We start from the raw sequence: 19,121 nt of genomic DNA on the forward strand, positions 1-19,121 counted from the left end.
AATAACATTTTAGATCCAACTAAAAGTTGGAATCTAATTCTAAAGGCTAGCTTGCAATAGTGCATTTAAGCGTTTTACAAACGCATTGACATCTTTAAGCTTGCCACCTTCAAGCAGTTTTGCCTCTTCAAGCAACAAGTGCGCAACTTCTTTTGTCTTCTCACTATCATTGCTTGCAAGCATTTTTGTCAAAATTGCATGGTTTGGATTAAGCTCTAAAATCGGTTTGGATTCTGGCATATCTCCTTGCATACCCATTTGACGCATCATTTTTAGCATTGCGCTGTTTTGATCATCAGATTCTACTACGCAAGATGGCGCATCAACTAGTCTAGCACTCAAGCGCACTTCTTGCACTTCATCTCCTAAAGCTTCTTTAAAGCTCTCTAATAAGTCTTTAAACTTCTCTTGTGTAGCTTCATCAATGTTATTTTCACCTAAATCTTCTAAAGCTTCTTTAGAAGTGATTGCGCGTAATGGCGTTTTATCATATTCTTGCACCATAGGCATTACAATCCCATCTATCTCATCGCTAAAAAATAGCACTTCAATGCCCTTTTTATTAAATGCATCAAGCAGTGGAGAACTCTTAAGCAATTCTAAATCTTCGCCTTGTAGATAGTAGATTGCCTTTTGTCCATCAATCATTTTGTCTTTATACTCTTTTAAAGAAATCTCTTTACCATCACTCTTTGTGCTAGAAAAACGCAAAAACTCTAAAAGCTTTTCTTTGTTTTCAAAATCACTATAAACACCCTCTTTTAAACATCTGCCAAACTCTTTGTAAAATTTAGCGTATTTTTCTGTATCCTTTTGTAAGGTGTCAATCTCACTTAGAATCTTTTTTGTTGAAGCAGACTTAATCGTGGCTAGGATTCTATTTTGTTGTAAAATCTCACGGCTTACATTAAGAGGCAAATCCTCACTATCAATAATCCCCCTAACAAAGCGTAAATAAGGCGGTAAAAGTTCCTTATCATCATCTGTAATAAACACGCGCTTCACATACAGTTTCACGCCACTTTTATAATCCACGCGATAAAGATCAAAAGGTGCGCTTCGTGGAAGATAAAATAAAGTTGTGTATTCCAAAGTCCCTTCAACCTTTGTATGCACCCAAGAAAGTGGTTCGCTAGAATCATAACTTAAAGTCTTATAAAATTCTTTGTATTCTTCATCTTTTAAATCCTTTTTAGCCACACGCCAAAGGGCAGAAGCTTTATTAACCTGCTCACATTTTTGCTCTATGACTTCTTTTTTATCCCCTTCTTTATCCTCGCTTCCACCCTCACTTTTTGTTTCAGTAAAATGCAAGAAAATCGGGAAAGGAATGTGGTCAGAATACTTTTTAATAATCTCCTCTATGCGCCATCTGCTTGTAAATTCCTTTTCATCATCTTTTAAATACAGCTTAATCTCACTTCCATGCGATTCTTTCTCACAAGGCTCAATATCAAACTCTCCGCTCCCATCACTAATCCACGCATATGCTTGACTCTCCCCTGCTTTTTTAGTGGTTACAATAATCTTGCTTGCCACCATAAATGCAGAGTAAAACCCCACACCAAACTGCCCAATAAGTGCAGAATCCTTTTTCTTATCACCACTAAGTTTTGATAAAAAGTTTTTTGTCCCGCTTTTTGCAATTGTCCCTAGATTTTCTATCAAGTCTGCTTCATTCATACCCACGCCACTATCACTGATTGTAAGCGTGTTTTTCTCACTATCAAAGGAAATATCAATTCTTGGTGTGAAATTTAGGGATTTTAGCTTTTCATCTGTTAGCGTTAAATATTGCAATTTATCTAGTGCATCTGAAGCGTTACTCACAAGCTCACGCAAAAAAATCTCTTTATTAGAATACAAAGAGTGAATCATTAAATCTAAGAGTTGATTCACTTCTGTTTGAAAAGTATGTTTTGCCATAAATATCCTTTTTTAAAAAATTTTCGCGCATTATAGCAAAAAATAGAAAAAAATCAATAAAGTTTATATGACTAATATCAACTTTATTTAGTTTATTAAAATAATATTTCATATTTAATTTGTTATAAACCTACAAACATAAACGCGATGATTTTAGATACCAAATTTAAAAGTAAATGATAAAAAGTTTTATAAAGAAGCTCTACAACTCCACAAAATCGTAGAGTTGTAATCAAAGAAGTTAGATGTAGCTAAAGTCTGAATTATTGTTTTAAACCTAGCAGTGTGTTTAGCACTTGATCAGCTGTGGTGATGGATTTTGAGTTTGCTTGGAATCCTCTTTGCACTACGATGAGTTGCGTTAGACCACGACTTAAGTCTGTGTTACTCATCTCAAGCTTAGATGCTGCAATATCCGCACGACCACCTGTCCCTGCTGTCCCATAAGTTGCACGCCCTGAGTTTGCAGACTCTGCATAAAGATTGCTCCCTGCTTCTTGCAAACCTTCATAGTTTGCAAATGTCGCAACTGCAACTTGTGCTAAAGCTAGATTTTGTCCATTATCAAAGCTTCCTATCATTGTCCCTGTTTTATCAAAATAAAATTCTTTCAATGTCCCAGATGGATAGCCATCGCCATTAACATTTTGCGCTTGAGACTCCCTAGAAGTGCTTGTAAGACCATCAAATCCACCGCCTTTTCCAAAGTCTAGTTCAATATTTTGCGGGAAGGACGCTCCTGTGTTTGGCTTAAACTGGATACTAGATGGATTCACTCCTAGTAACTCTCCATTCTCTCCAAAGGTTACACTACCACCCTCTAAAATATTTGGGCGTTGCGCACTAGAACCGATGATTTCTGCAGGCTCTGGCACGATGATACGGAAGCTCCATTCTGCTTCGCCTACTTTTTCAAACTGCATTGTAAATTCGTGTTTATTACCTAAGCTATCATAAATATCCACAGTTTGCGCAAATGTAGCCATTCTTAAACCTGCCGTTGTAGTAACTTGACCACCTTCTACTAACACGCCTGTATTCATTGCTTTCATTTGATTTTTGAAAAGCACATTTGTTGTGTTATTTTCATCATTAAAGGCAGAAACAAAGATATTTAAGCTATCAAACTCTGGATTATGAAATCCACCCGGACCAGCTGCGGCACTTGCTTTAATCCCATCATCTTGGTTATTAATCTCAAATTGTCCAAGACTATTTAAAGTAATTTTCACTCCATAGGCACTTTCTCCATAGTTATCTGGCACCCTACCTGCATTATTGCCTGCTGCATTTCCATACGCTGTAGAATCCCCACCAAATGCTTTTACGCGGTTTGCATCGTGCTGCATAAGTATGCGTAAATCTTCTGTGCTTCTAAACTGCCCATCATCTAAGCTTGGAGTTGTTTGCTTGCTATATCTGTATTCAAAAGCAGTAGTAACAGTTGCATCAGCATCAGCACCTCCAAACCCACCACCTTGAAAAATTCCATTATCAAACCCTGTTGCGCGAATATTTTTAGTTCTACCATCACCATCTAGTTGGTTTTTGTTCTGTAAAACTAGAGTGTCATTTTGTATGATTGCTTCAACACCTGTTTTGTCTTTATAGTTATTAATCGCTCTTTGTGCAGCTAGTAAGTGGCTAGAGCCATTTGCTGTTGGATCATTTGTCCAAGTGATAGTTTGATCATTAATAGTAACTGTTGTAGTAACTGCACCAGCTGGTATGTTACCGCCAAGTTGTAAAGGCTGTGCCGTAGCTGTTTGATAGCTAATCCAAACACCTTGTCCTTCTTGCAAGCGTAGAGCCTCTCCAGCGTCATTAAACATCACTCCCATATCTTGTGGGATTTCGTGTTGTTTATCTGAAGTATCATAAAGCCTATCTAAGCCTCCTGCTACATAGTTATTCGCACTTGAACTATCAAGAGGACTTGGACAACCGATATTTTCTGTCTTATTACCACTTGTTAAGTTAATATTACCTACAACTACACCTGTTTTTTTAGCTGGAATTGTAAGGCGCGGATCAATTGTGATATTTCCAATAGGTCCTGTAGAATCCACGCGATTTAGAGAATCACTTCCACACGCACAATTTAACTGAGATAAATCCCTAACCCAACCTTGCACGATAAATCCACTTGTATTAACAAGATTTCCCACTGCATCAAACATAAATGCACCATCTCTTGTATACATATTAGAATATCCACCATTATTACTAACGACAAATAATCCCCTACCCTGCAATGCTAAATCGCCTTTTCTATCTGTGTTTTGCATAGAACCTTGCTCAAAAACTTTTGTTGTTGTTTCAATTCCTGTTCCTAAGCCCACAGAGTAATCATTAACCCCACCATAACCTGCATAAGGGATTGTAGCAGAACGCTTTGTTTGACTAACCATCGTAGAAAAATCTGCTCTTGAATATTTAAAGCCTGTTGTATTGACATTTGCAATATTATTTGACTCAACATCTAATGCAATTTGATGCGCTTGCATACCACTAACGCCTGACCATAAAGATCGTAACATTTGCAATCCTTTAAAAATAAAGTCTTTTGCAAAGTATCAAGCAATTACTATTCCATTTTTTGATGTTATGAAAAATTTTAGGATTAAACACAAAAAAGTCCAATTTTTAAAGTGTTACTTCTAGCTCCACTCTAATCTAAACTCACTCCCCTTGCCTTCTTCGCTTTTACAAGTTACTGCAATTTTATAAAGCGCGCAAATTTGTTGCACTAAAGCAAGTCCAATCCCAAAACCACCTTGAGTAGTGTTTGCGCGGTAATAGCGGTTAAAAATTTTATCCATTTTTTCTTTTGGGATTCCGCAACCATTGTCTTTTATGCTTAAAAAATTCTCACCCAAAATAACTTCTACACTCCCACCATTTTGCGTATATTTTAAGGCATTGTCCAAAAGATTATCCACCACACGCACAATCCTGCTATAATTTGCACTAATGACACTCTCTACACTTCCTTCAAGCTCCAAAGAAAAAGAAATCGCAATATTCTTTTTTTTAAAAAATGGCTCAAAATACGCAATGCGTTCTGTCATCAACTGCCCTAAAGCAACGCTCTCTAGCTTTAAATCTTTAGCTTCATCAAAGGTATAAAACAGCAAATCTTGGTAAATCTGCTCTAGTGTTTGTGCAGCTAATTTTATACGCTCAAACTTTTGTTGCTGATGTGTGCTTAACTCATAGATTCTAATGCGTTCAATACTCATTAAAATCACACTTAAAGGCGTATTTATCTCGTGTGTGGAGTCCTTAATAAACGCGTTTAATTGCTGGATTTTTTCTTTTAGTGGCTTAAGGCTTAATAAAACCAAAAAATACGCCACAACACTCATTATCAAAAGTGCCACAACAAAACTTGCAAAAATCACGCTAAGTAGCCTATTAAGCTCAACTTCTATGCCCCTTGAAACAATCAGTATTGACATTTTAGATTCCAACTTCACGCTAGAGTTTTCAAAATTTTGTTGGATTAAATGCTCAAATCTTCTACCAATGCGCTGCGTAATAAGATACATTTCATTTCCTAAACGCACCACTTTATCGCTTCTGTGATTTGGCTTTAGCAAAGGTTTTGCGCTAAAAATTTCTTGGATTTGTTTGCCTGTTTGTTTTGATGTGCTAAAGAGAATCTCACCATCTCTAAACAACAAAAATTCAATTCCAAGCTCTTTATGCGCTGCGCTTAAAAGGGTTTTATAATCAAAATCCTTAGAGTTTTGCGCATGTTCATACAAATACACCACTAAAGAATGCGCATTTTCAAAAAGTGCGTTAATTTTGGATTCCATAATGGAATCCTTTTTTGTTTGATACCAACCATAAAACACAAGAGCTAGAAAAACACAACTTGTTAGCATATACAATATTAAAATCTTAAAAGCAGTTTTTTTACTAATCTCCATTTTAGTTCCTTTTGTAACAATACCCTTCACCGCGTCTTGTTAAAATATTATCCTTACCCACAATTTGACGCAAATTTTTAATATACACGCGCAAACTAAGCTCACTTGGCTCTTCATCATATCCCCAAAGCATAGAATAAATCTGCTCTAAACGCACAAATTCTCCTTCATGCTTTAGCAAAACTTTAAGCAATTCTCTTTCTTTTGCGGAGATTTTTTGCACCTTATCTTTTAAATAAAGCATTTCAGTTCTGCTATCAAAACAATATCCATTGCCAAAATCTACAAGCGCGCTTTTGCTCTTGCGCTTTAATTGCGCTTCAATGCGTAAAAGCAACTCTGAAAGCTCAAAAGGCTTGCGCAAATAATCATCACAGCCACTTTTAAAGCCAATCTCTAAATCCTTTAGTGAATTTAATGCTGTAATAAAAATTGCTGGTGTATCCTTGCCACTTTCTCTAATCTCTTTTAGAGCATTAAAACCACTTTGCCCATCTACCATTACATCAAGCAATAACAAATCAAAATCTTCTTCATACGCCTTTTCTGCTGCTTCTAATCCATTATCACAGCACACCACAAAATAACCTTCTTCTTCTAAACATTCTGCAATAATCTCTTGTAATGCCACATCATCTTCTAATAACAATACTTTTGCTTTCACAAATCCCCCTTAAAGTTGGAATCCAAAACCATTTAAAACCCCAAAAACAAAAAGGCTAAAAGCACCAACTGCATAATCCCAAACTCCACCTGTTTTAAAGCGTAAAAATACAGGTGTTAAATGCACAGGTTTTGCGCTAAATGGCAAAAACAAGGGCACTCCGCTAGGTGTTAGCATATCTCCCATTAAATGAAAAACACAGCCAAGCAAAACTCCAAAAATAAAAATTTCAAGCACTGCTTCATCTAAGTCCTTAACAAACCCACTAACAAATGGAATCCCTTTTAAAAACTCCGCCCCAAAAGCACTTACAAGCAATAAGATCACTCCAACAATTAACAAAAACACAAGACTATGTGTTATCCCTCTATGCCCAAACACTGCTTTAATTGCATTTGAAACACCAATAGTTTTTCTGCCAATCGTAGAGTTTGGCTCATCAATATCAGGCAGCAAAGCACCTAAGGCTATCGCGCTATAAAATGCACTTAGATCCTTAATACTAAGTGGAGTTTGTGTAAGCGCAGAAAACCCAACCACTCCAAGCGCACCAAGTCCAAGCGCAAAAGCAATATGTGTTTTACCTAGCATTTTTAATCCTTGCTTTAACCTTGTGTGCGGGTTATCAAGCTCTTAGGCAAGCAAAACTTCTCTACAATCTCTGCTTCTTTTTGCCTATGCTCTCCTTTATCCACTTCGTGGTCAAACCCTAGTAAATGCAACACTCCGTGAATAAAAAGCAAGGCAATTTCATCATTTAAACTATGCCCTAATTCTTGTGCGATTTTGCTTGCAAACTCTACTGAAATCACAACACTGCCTAAAAGTGGAGAAAACTCTAAAGGGAAAGACAACACATCAGTTGGCTGATTAATCCCCCTAAATTCTAAATTTAATGCTTGAATTTTTGCATTATCCACAAATAGAAGTTCGCATTGTTTATCTTTTAATTCTAAGTCCTTTAAAATCTCCAAAAAGATGGAATCCAAAACTGCTAAAAAGTTAGAATCTAATTTGATTTGTGTTTGATTATCTATATCAATCAATCTCTATCCCCACAGGGCAATGATCGCTCCCCAAAATTTCGGGGTAAATGCTAGCACTCTTTAGCCTAGAATCCAAAATGTTAGAACAAAGAAAATAATCAATCCGCCACCCGGTGTTGTTTGCTCTAGCTTTGCCCATATAGCTCCACCAAGTATAAGCTCCCTCTTTGTCAGGATAAAAGTGGCGATAAGTATCTGTGAAGCCAGAATCTAGTAGCGCACTCATCTTCTCTCTTTCTTCATCAGTAAAGCCAGCGTTTCTGCGATTTGTTTTAGGATTTTTCAAATCAATCTCTTTATGCGCGACATTTAAATCCCCACACACAATCACAGGCTTTTTAGATTCTAGGTTTTTTAAAAACGCTCTAAAATCATCTTCCCACTCCATTCTGTATTCTAAGCGTTCAAGATCGCGTTTAGAATTAGGCGTATAGACATTTACAAGATAAAAATCACTAAATTCTGCTGTGATGATACGCCCCTCTTTATCGTGGTGGGCAATCCCCATATCATAATCTATGCTTAAAGGCTTTTGCTTGCTAAAGATCACAACTCCAGAGTAGCCCTTTTTCTCCGCACTATTCCAATATTCATAATAACCGCTAAAGTCAAAATCTGCTTGCTCTTTTTGCATTTTGGATTCTTGGATACAAAACACATCAGCATCAACTGCCTTAAAAAACTCCATAAAGCCCTTATTCATACACGCTCTTAGCCCATTGACATTCCAAGAAATTAATCGCATTTTGCTCCTTTATTGTGGATGTTTTACGCGCCCATTGTAAAACGGCGTGCAAGCCTTAGCTTCTCCTAAAACAGGTTTAGTAACAACTTCTGTCCCTTTTTTTAGCTTTTTAAAGATAGAGTTTGCAAGATTGACTGCTGTTTTAATTGTGGTTTGCGTGATTTCAATTTTAGGATTTTCTAGCGTTCCTTTAATTTTTTGAGAATATTTTGCACAATTTTTCTCATCTAAAAGCCCAATAGTAAAGTTTTCAAAGGCATTATTATTAAGATTAATTGCACCAACTGCAGCAAGTCTAGTTTTATTTGTTGCAAAAGCGACATCTTGTGCGTGTGCTACTCCATTTTTAAGAGCAAATTTCGCTTCTAATTCTTTAATCACGCTTTTTGAATTAACCACTGAATTTAAGCCAAGCATTCCTGCGTTACTCCCTTTTGTCGCTGCAATCCCAAGCGGACCTGCTAACACAAATGCTCCAACATCAAGCAAATTCACGCTATTTGTATTCTCATAACTTTTAGCAAGCGCATCAATATCAAGGCTATAAATTTCTAAATCTCTAGTGTTTAACTCCACACTCCCATTTAAATGCTTAATAATGCTTTTTGCTTCACTTCCTTGAAGATTTAAATCCGCATTAACATTTGCGATTCCACCTTTGATTAATTTGCCATTGCCTGTGAAAGCTGCAATTTTTTTAATCTCTAAATCCTTGCCACTTAAAAGTAATTTTTCATTTTTTAATGCCACATCTAAACTTCCAAAATCTCTATTTTGCAAAATTAAACTTGGCTTATTGTTTTCTAAACCTGCACTCCCACTAAGAGAAAATGCGCCCTTTAACTGCATTTCTAAAGGATTAATGTTTGCAATCTCTGGTGTTTTTAGAGAAAAATCTGCAAAATATGCATTGTTTTTGATATTGATTTTTACATTTTTAAGATCTGCTTGAAGATCTTTGCCATCAACGCTTAAAGTCGCTGTGCCTTCTCCATTTTTTAGCTTACCATTACCATTTAAAGAAAAACTTAAGTCTTTTTTAAACTGCATTCCACTTAGCGCATTTAAAGTCGCTTTTGACAAAGTGATACCTTTAGAATTCAAACTAAAGTCCCCATCAAAATCTTTAAAGTTTTTCAAATCTACTTTTGCATTTAAAGTGCCTTGCGCATTGTATTGTAAAAGTTTTGCAAGCTTTTGTAAATTTAAATCTTCAATTTCTACTTGTGCATTTTTGGGTGCATTGTTTTGTAGCTCCGCATTTGCAAGCATTTTAGAATCAAACAAATCACTCTTTGCTTGCACTTTTAAATCCTTTGCATTCCCGCTAATTTCAGCACTTAGCGTATTATTCTTACCAAGCTCTAAACCTTGATAACTTAAACTTGCAATTTGACCTTTTACATCACTTTTTAGCGTATAACTTAGTGGAGAAAGAGTGATTTTATCCACAAGCGCATTTAGATTTATGCTTCCCTTTAATGCGTAATCTTTAGCATAATCCCCTGCTAAACTTACAAGCTCACTTAAATCTAAGTCTTTTGCGTTTAATGTTACACTTTGCGGTGTGTAATTTGGCATTGTAATGTGTGTTAAAATAGGATTTGTTAGGATATTTAAAGCAAGTGTTGCTTCTTGATTTGTGATTTTGCTAGATTTTAAATGTGTGCTTACAACAAGTGGAGCTTTTAGCATAAAATCGCCAAAACCGATATTTTTCACACTTGTCTTAATCTCTCCATTGCTTGAAAAATCCACAATGCTTGCTTTTAAATTTTTAGATTCCATTGTTAAATAACTTGAGGTTAAAAGTAAATCTGTTGTTAGAGCATCGCTTTTTGCGCTACCTTGAATTGTAAGTTTTATAGGATCATTTGGCAAGATAATGCCATAAGTCTTTTGCAAAAGTGCCGTGTTTGGAACAATCGCGCTTGAAACAATATTAAATCCACCGCTTGGAGCTTGTAAGTTTGAAATATCCATATCAGCATTTAATAGGATTCTACCTTTTGCGTATTTTGGCTGATTTAAAAAGGCAAGTAAAGCTTCTATGCTAATGCCTTCTTTACTGCTTAAAAATAAGCGTTTAGGCTTAAGGTCTTCCAAACTCACATCAGCAAAAATCACACTATGAAATGCATTAATATTTGCCTTAACTCCCAAATGACTTGCTTGCTTCATCACATCACCATTAACACTAACGCCACCATTTAAGCGTATCCCTAAAAGCTTCTCATAAGGAGCTAAATCCTTAATCACTGCATTAATTTTTGCATTAGTATTAAGTGTGAAAAGAGAATAATCTCCATTAATTGCGATTTTAGATTTTTGTTTATCTGTAATAGCAAAGGCATAAGAACTAAACCCTAGATTAAAATGCGTAAATTCTAAACCTATGGGAGCTTTTTCATTTGCAATCTCTGTGATTTTATCTTTTAAAAACGCATTTCCACTGCTAGAAAATAGCCAAGCTAACACGCCACCAACAAGCAAAAGCAAAACAACAATTACACCACCAATAATCTTTAAAAACTTTTTCAAAATCTACCCTTTCTCTACTCAAAATTAAAAAGTGTAATTCTAACAAAATTATTCCTAAACCATAGAAATAAAATTTTTATTCTTTAGGATTTTGTAAAAACTGCCGATATATAATGCGTCAATTCTTTTGACAAAAGAATGATAAATCATAAGAAAGGAGTCTATTATGATTTCAGGTATTGACAGCAGTGCAGTTGCATTAAGTGGAAACCTAAGCGTTCTTAAAAAAGCAATGGATAGTGAAGAAGCGATTATGAGTTCAATCCTAAGTGGCATGGAAGGTGCGCAAGGCAATCTGCAAACACAACAAGCACCAAGCCAACCCACACCAACTCCAAGCCAAAGCAATAATGTATTAGATATTATGGCGTAACTTAAAGCACCTAGTGTGCTTTAGGCAATTCTTAACATTTTAGATTCCAGTTTTTCATTTATCTCAATTTAAAAATTATCCCTTATAATTGCGCGATTGATTTTAAATTTTGGCGATTTTATGATACAACAAAACTTTTCTACCTCACTTGTTAATTCAATAATGCGCTATGCAACACAGCGTTACTTGCATTTGCGTCCAAGCCCTTTAACAAAACTTCCAGCACCAAATCCTAAAAAAGTGCAAGATAGAAGCTATCTTTTATATATGCACATTCCTTTTTGTGCAACTCTTTGCACCTATTGTTCTTTTAACCGCTTTTTATTTCAAGAAGAAAAAGCAAAACTCTATTTTGAAAACCTACGCAAAGAAATGCAAATGGTAAAAGACTTAGGCTATGACTTTAGCGAAGTGTATGTGGGGGGTGGCACAACTTCTATAATGCCCGATGAACTTTGTAAAACTCTAGATCTTGCAAAATCACTTTTTAATATCAAAGAAGTTTCTTGTGAATCTGATCCTAACCACCTACAAAAAGAAACACTACATTCCTTTAAGGGTAGAGTAGATAGGCTTTCTGTGGGCGTTCAAAGTTTTGATGATGGAATCTTACGCAAAATTGGACGCTATGAGAAATTTGGTAGTGGCGAAGAAACCTACAAAAAGCTAGAAGCCGCTATTGGAATCTTACCGATTTTAAATGTGGATTTAATCTTTAACTTCCCCAATCAAACACAAGAAATGCTAGCAAAGGACTTAGATCTCATCAAGCAATTAAAGCCCAACCAACTCACAACTTATCCGCTAATGTCCTCTCCCTCTGTTAAAAGTATCCTAAAACGCTCCATAGGAGAAGTAAGCTTGCAAAATGAAGCTACACTTTATCAGCAAATTTTAGAAAGTTTGCAAGATGACTTCACTCCGCTTTCAAGCTGGGCATTCTCTCATAAAGGGAGTGAAATTTTTGATGAATATGTTGTGGATAACGATGAGTATGTAGGGATTGGTTCAGGTTCTTTTAGCTTCTTAAATGGAACACTTTATACAAATACATTTTCTCTAAAAGAATATGCACAAAAAATCCAAAGTGGGCAAATGGGCGTTGCAAGAGAGAGAAAATACTCCAAAAAATCGCAATTGCAATACCGCTTAATGGTAGAACTCTTTGGTGGCAAAGCAAGTGCAGACCGCTTTAAAGAACGCTATAACGCAAACTTAGATTGGGATTTATTTAAAGAGCTTGCCTTTTTGCGCTTAAGTGGCAATATTTACAAACAAGGACGAGATTACTATCCAACTACACAGGGTAAATATTTATTTCTCTCAATGATGAAGGAGTTTTATATCGGTATGGATAGAGTGCGCGAAGAATCCCGCGCAATGCTAAAAGAAGAAGATATGTAGCACAATAGCATTTGCTACAAAAGGAATTTAAGATTGATTACAAATCAAGATTTGCTAGAAACAACTCCCTTACAAACTGCTTTAAAAACTGATTCTAACTTTGGTTTAACACAAGCGCAAGTAGAATCTAATCGCGCAAAGTTCGGCGCAAATATATTTAGCAAAACTCCACCTCCCACACTTTTAAAAGAACTCATTGAAGCCTTTAAAGAGCCTATGGTGCTTTTGCTTCTTTTTGCTGCATTTTTAGCACTTAGCATTAACACTTATGAATTTTTAACACACGGCAATGCAAACTTTTTAGAATGTGTTGGAATCTTTATTGCAATTTTTCTCTCTATTGCAATTACACTAATAATGGAACGCCGTAGTCAAAAAGCCTTTGAAACATTAAACGCCATCACACAAGGCAATAAAGTGCGTCTTTTACGCAATGGTGAAATCACACAAATCCCACAAGAAGAAGTTGTTGTAGGTGATATTCTCTTCTTAGAAAGCGGTGATAAAATCCCAAGCGATTGTGCGATTCTTCACGCGCAAAGCTTACTTTGTGATGAATCAAGCCTAACAGGTGAGAGTGTGCCAAGCCTCAAGCAGTCTTTAGAAGAAAATACAGAACTCACAAATCAAACAATGCTCTATCGTGGCTGTTTTATCACACAAGGCAACACAAAAGCATTGTGTATTGCCACAGGAGATAACACAGAGTTTGGCAAAATTGCAGCTGCCCTTGATTCTAAGCAAAAATCCACCACTCCTTTACAAGAAAAACTAAAAACCCTAAGTGGCAAAATCACTCTCTTTGGTGCAAGTGCCGCAATGTTAGCGTTTTTTATCCAAATAGGATTCTTTATTTTTAGGGACGAAATTGCTTTTTCTAACATCGCACAAGCATTTATTTCTAGTATTGTTTTAATTGTAGCATCTGTGCCAGAGGGCTTACCAACAATCGTTGCAATTTCTTTAGCCTTAAATATCATTAAAATGTCTAAGCAAAACGCCCTTGTTAAAAAGCTTATTGCGTGCGAAACAATCGGCTGTGTAAATATTATTTGTAGCGACAAAACAGGCACTCTCACACAAAACAAAATGTCAGTGGAGCATTGCTACCTTGAAAAAGACTCCTTGCAACGCTTTTTAGAAAATTGCTCCCTAAACTCCACAGCAAATCTTGAAAATAATGATACATTTATCGGCAATCCCACAGAATGTGCCTTGTTAGTGTATGCTAAAAAGCTAGATTTTGATTATAAGCCTTTACGCAGAAAAGCAGAGATTCTACACTCTTTTCCATTTGCTTCACAAACAAAAAATATGACCACTCTAGCACGCTTTGATAATCAGCTAATGTGCTATTCTAAAGGCTCACCAGAAAAGATTTTAAAACAATGCAAGGCATTTACAAATTTGGATTCCATAAAAGAGCAAATCAAATCTTATCAAGCTAAAGCCTATCGCGTGATTGCTTTTGCTCAAAAAGAGATTCTATTAAATATTAATACTGCAGAAATAGAGCGTGAAAAGTTGGAATCGGAAATGGATTTTTGTGGTTTTGTGGCAATTGCTGATCCTTTGCGCGAAGATGCCTATGAAGCAATTATGGAGTGCAAAAGAGCTGGCATTGCTCTTAAGATTCTAACAGGTGATAATCTAGAAACAGCCAAAGCAATCGGCAATGCACTCCACTTATTAAACGAACATTCTATTGCCATTGAAGCACAAGAAATAGAAAAATTAAGCCAAGAAGAACTTTTAAAAATACTCCCAAATATTACTATTATTGCCCGCTCCACGCCAAGTGTAAAAATGCAAATTGTAAATGCTTTAAAATCTCAAGGTAATGTTGTCGCTCTAACAGGCGATGGGATCAATGATGCTCCAGCACTTAAGCATTCTGATGTAGGCATTGCAATGGGGATTTCTGGCACAGAAGTCTCTAAAGAAGCAAGCGATATTATCTTACTTAATGATAGTTTTGCAACCATTGTAAAAGCAATAGAATGGGGAAGAGGAATTTATCAAAACTTTCAACGCTTTATCCAATTTCAACTCACCGTGAATTTAAGCTCTGTTTTCATCGTGCTAGCAACCGTTGTATGTGGATTTACCGCACCATTTAGCGCATTACAACTTCTATGGGTTAATCTCATAATGGACGGACCACCAGCTTTAACACTAGGCTTAGAACCCGTTTGTAAAGATGTTTTAAATCAAAAGCCCACAAAACGCAATTCCAACATCATCACACACAATATGCTTTGGCTTATTTTAAGCGGTGGAATCTTTATTGCAGTGATTTGTTTGTTGCAGTATTTCACAAACTTTTTAGGCGCAAAAGAAACACAAAAAGGCACAGCACTTTTCACGCTTTTTGTTGTCTTTCAACTCTTTAATGCCTTTAATGCAAGAGAACTTAATAATCATAGCATTTTTAGCAATCTCTTAGGAAATCGCCTTATGTTAGGGACTTTTGTGCTAACTTTTGCCTTACAAGTGTTAATTGTGGAGTTTGGCGGGAGTGCTTTTAAAACGGAATCTTTAGAATTTATTCTTTGGTGCAAGATTATTTGTGTGGGCTTTAGTGTAATTTTACTAGGTGAAATTTCACGTTTTTTATTGCGCTATAAAACGATAAAAAACGCTTCTTAAATTCATAAAATTTTATTGACTTTTAAAAAGACACTAGGCAAAATGAAATCTTTTATTTTTTCAGAGGGATTGCAATATGGTATTTAAAAAGATTTTTACTTGCATTACTCTTACACTAATATTAAGTGGCTGTGCAGTTAATCAACAAAATATAGGTAAAGTTGGAGGAACAACAGGGGGAACTTTAATAGGAGCTGGAGTTGGTGCTGTTATTGGCAAACAAGTAGGTGGCAAGAGTGGCGCATTAGTTGGAGCGGGAATTGGAGCATTAGCTGGTGGGATAGCAGGGTTTTTTATCGGAGATTATATTGATAAAAGGCGTGCAGAACAACGCAAAATCTCTGAAGCAAGCAATGTCCAAATAGAGTTTGAAAACATCAAAAAAGATGGCGCAAAACAAGAAAATGATAAAGTCATTATTAACGACAATCATCAATTTAAATCCGCTAGTTCAACCCTTAATCCAAACGCAAGGGATTATTACACCAAAATTACTAAAACCTATCAAGAAAAAGACAAAAAAATTCTTATTGTAGGACACACAGATGATACAGGCAATAGCACTTATAATCAAAAATTAAGCGAAAAACGCGCCAGAGCTGTTGGAAAAATCTTTTCGCAAAATGGAGTGAGCGTGAAAAACATTTACTATCAAGGTGCAGGTTCAACCAAACCAAAAGCAGATAATAATACAGAAAAAGGTAGAGCAGAAAATCGTCGCATAGAGATTATAGAGCTTGATAGTGAAGCCGATGTAGCTCTCTATGCTTCGCAAAATATTACAAACACAAAATATTTCACCAAACCTACAAAAAAGGATTCTCCAAAAACTTCAAAGCAATCTTATAAAGAAGATCCGAAGAAAACTCTAGCTCAAGCTCCACAAAATCAAACAAAAGGGATTGATTTTGATGGAACAGAAAGTAAAAATATGCTTCTAGCATTAAAAGATGAATTTGGAAACGCACAAAAAAATGGTTTCTTTTCTTTAGCCACTAAAGCATACGCAGATAACAATATTATGCTAAATTGTGCGAATACCAAATATATAGATAACACTCCTGCTAAATCTCTAGCAAATGACAAAGAATTACCAAAAACTTCAAAGTTTAAAAAAGGTCTTAACGCAAGCTCTTGGAGTGCAAAAGCTGGAAATCATTTAATCGGTGTAGCCCCTGTTGCGGTGCTAGCCAATGGCAAAGCAGCTAAAAATCCAAAAGTTTTTCTCTATAAAGACTATATTACAGGCTCAAAAGCAAAAGCAAATGCAATAATCCCTGCTAAAATCAACACTTATCAAGGCAGCAATGGTTTGCTTTATAGAGTTTATACAGAAAATCAAAACTCTCCTTTTGAGTGTATGGATATAGTCTTTGATCACAAAGACGCAAGCAAGGCTAAGGGATATATGTATTATAGTGCAAATGGAAGCTTGCTAGAAAAAGAATTTCAATTACTGCCCATTAAAAGATAAGGAGAAAAAATGCAAGAAATTTTGGCGTGGATTTTATTAAACAGACTGCTAGCAGGGCTTATTGTAGCAGGTTTGTTTGTTGCTTTATTGATTACTTTATATAGTTTTAATAAAGCGTTTAAAAATGCTGTCGATTTTTGGTGGTTAAACTTCAAAACAGATTTTCCGGGTATTGGGACAATTGCTAGAGTCTCTCCTCACGATGCGGCAATTCAACCAAATACAATTTGGCGTGATTGTGAGACAAATTTGTGCTATAAATATTTAGGCTACTATGACAAAGAAATTGAAGATCCAGAATACTACAACAAATGCGTTTCTTATCTTAGAAAAATAGGCGAACAAGGCAGAAGTCCAACGCCATTTTTTATATGGATTGTAATTTTGGGATTAGTTGTTGCAGAAGCACTAGGGTTTGCCTATGTTTTAGCAGGTTATACAATTCCCGGAGCAAGTGAAAGCTTACAGCAAAAAGGGGCAATTGGAATTGCTTTTGTAATTTCAGCTCTCTTGGTTTTTCTCACGCACTCCACAGGGGGAGAAATCTACAAAAATAGCGTGATAGGTAGAATCTTACAAAATCGTGGTAGCAACGATCTTATCAAAGATGAAATTGTAATCCAAGAAGACTATAAAGACAATGAAGCACCAAGCTGGCAACAAGCCTACAATAGATTTGATGGGGGAGAAAGCAAAAGCTGGATATTAAGTATTATTACAGCAATTTTTATAGTGCTTGTAGCCATTGGCTCAACTTATGTGCGCGGACAAGTTTTAGAAAAACAACTTATCCAAGAAATCTCTACAACTTCTACTAATATCTATGATACCGCACCGACAGAATTAGAGGAAATCCAAAGCGATGCAGACACTAAAGCCTTAAAAGAACAACAAGACGCCGACAGAAAAGGTGGCTGGGCGACTTTTATTGTATTGGCTGTGCTGTTTATTTTTATTCAAATTTTAGGAATACTGTTTGGCTATAAATGGGGATTTGCCGGAAAAAATAGCGACGATGCGTATGAGGCTAGCCATAGATTTAAGACTGCTAGAGAATATCAAAATTACATCACTCAAAAAAGACGCGCAATCACAGCAAAAGCTAATGAAAAACTTAGCAAAATGAAGAGACAAATTAATCAAATTGCTAAGAAAAGAGCAAATTTCAAAGTTGATAAAGACAATGATCCTTATAGAACTTTTGAGAACTTCATCATTGAGGCGCGCAAAAGCGAAACGCATACAACATTACAAACCCAAAGCATTAAAAATGATGGACAAAGAATGCTTGAACTTTCTGAAACACAAAAAAATATCAATCACGAAGTAAGTATGGCTTCTATACAACCAAACATTACAAACCAACAAGAATCCGTGCAAAATACAAATTCTGATGAGATTGAAACTTTGCAGAAAAAAATAACACGACTAGAGCGCAAAAGAAATGCACTAATAGAAGAAGGTGCTAAAAAATCTGATGATGAAATTTTAGATTTAGAAGATGAAATAGATACTTTAACAAAAAAATTAAAAGGATTGGAAAATGCGTAAAATCACACAACTGCTGCTTCTTCTTATAGGATTTACAATCACATTAAATGCCGCTCCTAAAAGCTGCTATGAAGTGTATAAAATAGACAAACAAAACACAATAGATACAGCTGTTTTTATTCTTATTGATGAAACAACTCTATTTGATCAAAGCCTAAAAGATCAAATCATTGCAAATGCGCTTTCTTTTGTCAAGCATTCTAACTCTCTTTATATCGGTAAATTTTCTGCACTAATTGGTGGTAAATACAATGAAGTTTTATTTAACTTTAATCTTGATACGCCCTTAAGCGATCAAGAAAGATACGATATCAATAAATCCACACTCAATAAAATTGATAAATGTTTGAACGATCAAATAGGCTTTGCAAGAAAAAGTGTCAAAAACTCTATTGAAAGCTCCTTTGGAACAAATGATATTGCAAAATCAGATATTTTATACGCCTTAAAAGATTTTGCTAAAAGTGCTATTGCCCCATTAAATGCTAAACGCAAAATCGTTATTCTAGCTTCTGATATGCTAGAAAACTCTGCAATCACTAGCTTTTATACAAACAATGCTGTGCGAGAAATTAACTCTAGCAAAGAATTAAATATCGTTGCTAACAATAACCTTTTTGCAGATTTTGGAGGAGCAGAAGTGTTTATTATAGGGACGGGTGTTTCTAGTAAGAAAAGCTATGTTAATCCTAAAATGTTAGGAGCTTTAACAAGTTTTTGGCAAGAATACTTTACCAAATCAAACGCAATCCTAAAAGACATTGGCACACCAGCACTTAAGAACACTATTAGATAATTTTAAGCAATTCT

Annotated in this window: 14 protein-coding genes; 6 read left to right on the forward strand and 8 right to left on the reverse strand. The window is 35.7% G+C overall.

Features of this window, described 5'->3' with window-relative positions; translation table 11 throughout:
* Nucleotides 1-39: 39 nt before the first annotated feature.
* The 8 genes from htpG to Q0358_RS07700 all read right to left on the reverse strand — a co-directional run bounded on the left by htpG (nucleotide 40) and on the right by Q0358_RS07700 (nucleotide 10,860).
* Nucleotides 40-1,932 (reverse strand): molecular chaperone HtpG, encoded by a 1,893-nt coding sequence (gene htpG / locus Q0358_RS07665; protein WP_299550044.1) that lies wholly within the window; start codon nucleotides 1,930-1,932, stop codon nucleotides 40-42.
* 257 nt (nucleotides 1,933-2,189) lie between these two features.
* Nucleotides 2,190-4,466: a flagellar hook protein FlgE gene (gene flgE, locus Q0358_RS07670; protein ID WP_299549736.1), complete on the reverse strand. Its 2,277-nt coding sequence runs from the start codon at nucleotides 4,464-4,466 to the stop codon at nucleotides 2,190-2,192.
* Nucleotides 4,467-4,586: 120 nt separating this feature from the next.
* The gene (locus Q0358_RS07675; RefSeq protein ID WP_299549739.1) at nucleotides 4,587-5,864 is read right to left on the reverse strand and encodes a HAMP domain-containing sensor histidine kinase; all 1,278 of its coding nucleotides are present in this window, start codon (nucleotides 5,862-5,864) and stop codon (nucleotides 4,587-4,589) included.
* A 1-nt stretch (nucleotide 5,865) separates the two neighbouring features.
* Complete coding sequence (locus tag Q0358_RS07680) at nucleotides 5,866-6,528, reverse strand: response regulator transcription factor (RefSeq protein ID WP_299549742.1); 663 nt, start codon at nucleotides 6,526-6,528, stop codon at nucleotides 5,866-5,868.
* 9 nt (nucleotides 6,529-6,537) lie between these two features.
* On the reverse strand, nucleotides 6,538-7,119 hold the full coding sequence (locus Q0358_RS07685; RefSeq protein ID WP_299549745.1) for a metal-dependent hydrolase: 582 nt from the start codon (nucleotides 7,117-7,119) through the stop codon (nucleotides 6,538-6,540).
* A 14-nt stretch (nucleotides 7,120-7,133) separates the two neighbouring features.
* Nucleotides 7,134-7,574, reverse strand: a complete 441-nt coding sequence (ybeY, locus tag Q0358_RS07690) for an rRNA maturation RNase YbeY (RefSeq protein ID WP_299549748.1) — start codon at nucleotides 7,572-7,574, stop codon at nucleotides 7,134-7,136.
* Complete coding sequence (locus Q0358_RS07695; protein ID WP_299549751.1) at nucleotides 7,567-8,319, reverse strand: exodeoxyribonuclease III; 753 nt, start codon at nucleotides 8,317-8,319, stop codon at nucleotides 7,567-7,569. Before Q0358_RS07695 ends, ybeY begins: the two co-directional genes overlap by 8 nt.
* Before the next feature lie 9 nt (nucleotides 8,320-8,328).
* Nucleotides 8,329-10,860: an AsmA-like C-terminal region-containing protein gene (locus tag Q0358_RS07700; RefSeq protein WP_299549754.1), complete on the reverse strand. Its 2,532-nt coding sequence runs from the start codon at nucleotides 10,858-10,860 to the stop codon at nucleotides 8,329-8,331.
* Between the two features lie 166 nt (nucleotides 10,861-11,026).
* Between Q0358_RS07700 and Q0358_RS07705 the strand changes: the two genes are divergently transcribed.
* The 6 genes from Q0358_RS07705 (at nucleotide 11,027) to Q0358_RS07730 (ending at nucleotide 19,107) form a co-directional block, all read left to right on the forward strand.
* A complete protein-coding gene (locus Q0358_RS07705; RefSeq protein WP_299549757.1) occupies nucleotides 11,027-11,233 on the forward strand; it encodes a hypothetical protein in 207 nt (68 codons plus the stop codon).
* A 120-nt stretch (nucleotides 11,234-11,353) separates the two neighbouring features.
* Nucleotides 11,354-12,637, forward strand: coding sequence for a coproporphyrinogen III oxidase family protein (locus Q0358_RS07710; protein WP_299549760.1), 1,284 nt, complete (start codon nucleotides 11,354-11,356; stop codon nucleotides 12,635-12,637).
* A 33-nt stretch (nucleotides 12,638-12,670) separates the two neighbouring features.
* Complete coding sequence (locus tag Q0358_RS07715) at nucleotides 12,671-15,286, forward strand: calcium-translocating P-type ATPase, PMCA-type (RefSeq protein ID WP_299549763.1); 2,616 nt, start codon at nucleotides 12,671-12,673, stop codon at nucleotides 15,284-15,286.
* Nucleotides 15,287-15,362: 76 nt separating this feature from the next.
* A complete protein-coding gene (locus tag Q0358_RS07720; RefSeq protein ID WP_299549766.1) occupies nucleotides 15,363-16,760 on the forward strand; it encodes an OmpA family protein in 1,398 nt (465 codons plus the stop codon).
* 9 nt (nucleotides 16,761-16,769) lie between these two features.
* Entirely contained in the window at nucleotides 16,770-18,311 is a 1,542-nt protein-coding gene (locus Q0358_RS07725; protein WP_299549769.1) for a hypothetical protein, read from the forward strand.
* Nucleotides 18,304-19,107 (forward strand): hypothetical protein, encoded by an 804-nt coding sequence (locus tag Q0358_RS07730; RefSeq protein ID WP_299549772.1) that lies wholly within the window; start codon nucleotides 18,304-18,306, stop codon nucleotides 19,105-19,107. Before Q0358_RS07725 ends, Q0358_RS07730 begins: the two co-directional genes overlap by 8 nt.
* Nucleotides 19,108-19,121 lie beyond the last annotated feature (14 nt).

The organism is uncultured Helicobacter sp. (assembly GCF_937893305.1).
Taxonomy (GTDB): Bacteria; Campylobacterota; Campylobacteria; order Campylobacterales; family Helicobacteraceae; genus Helicobacter_D.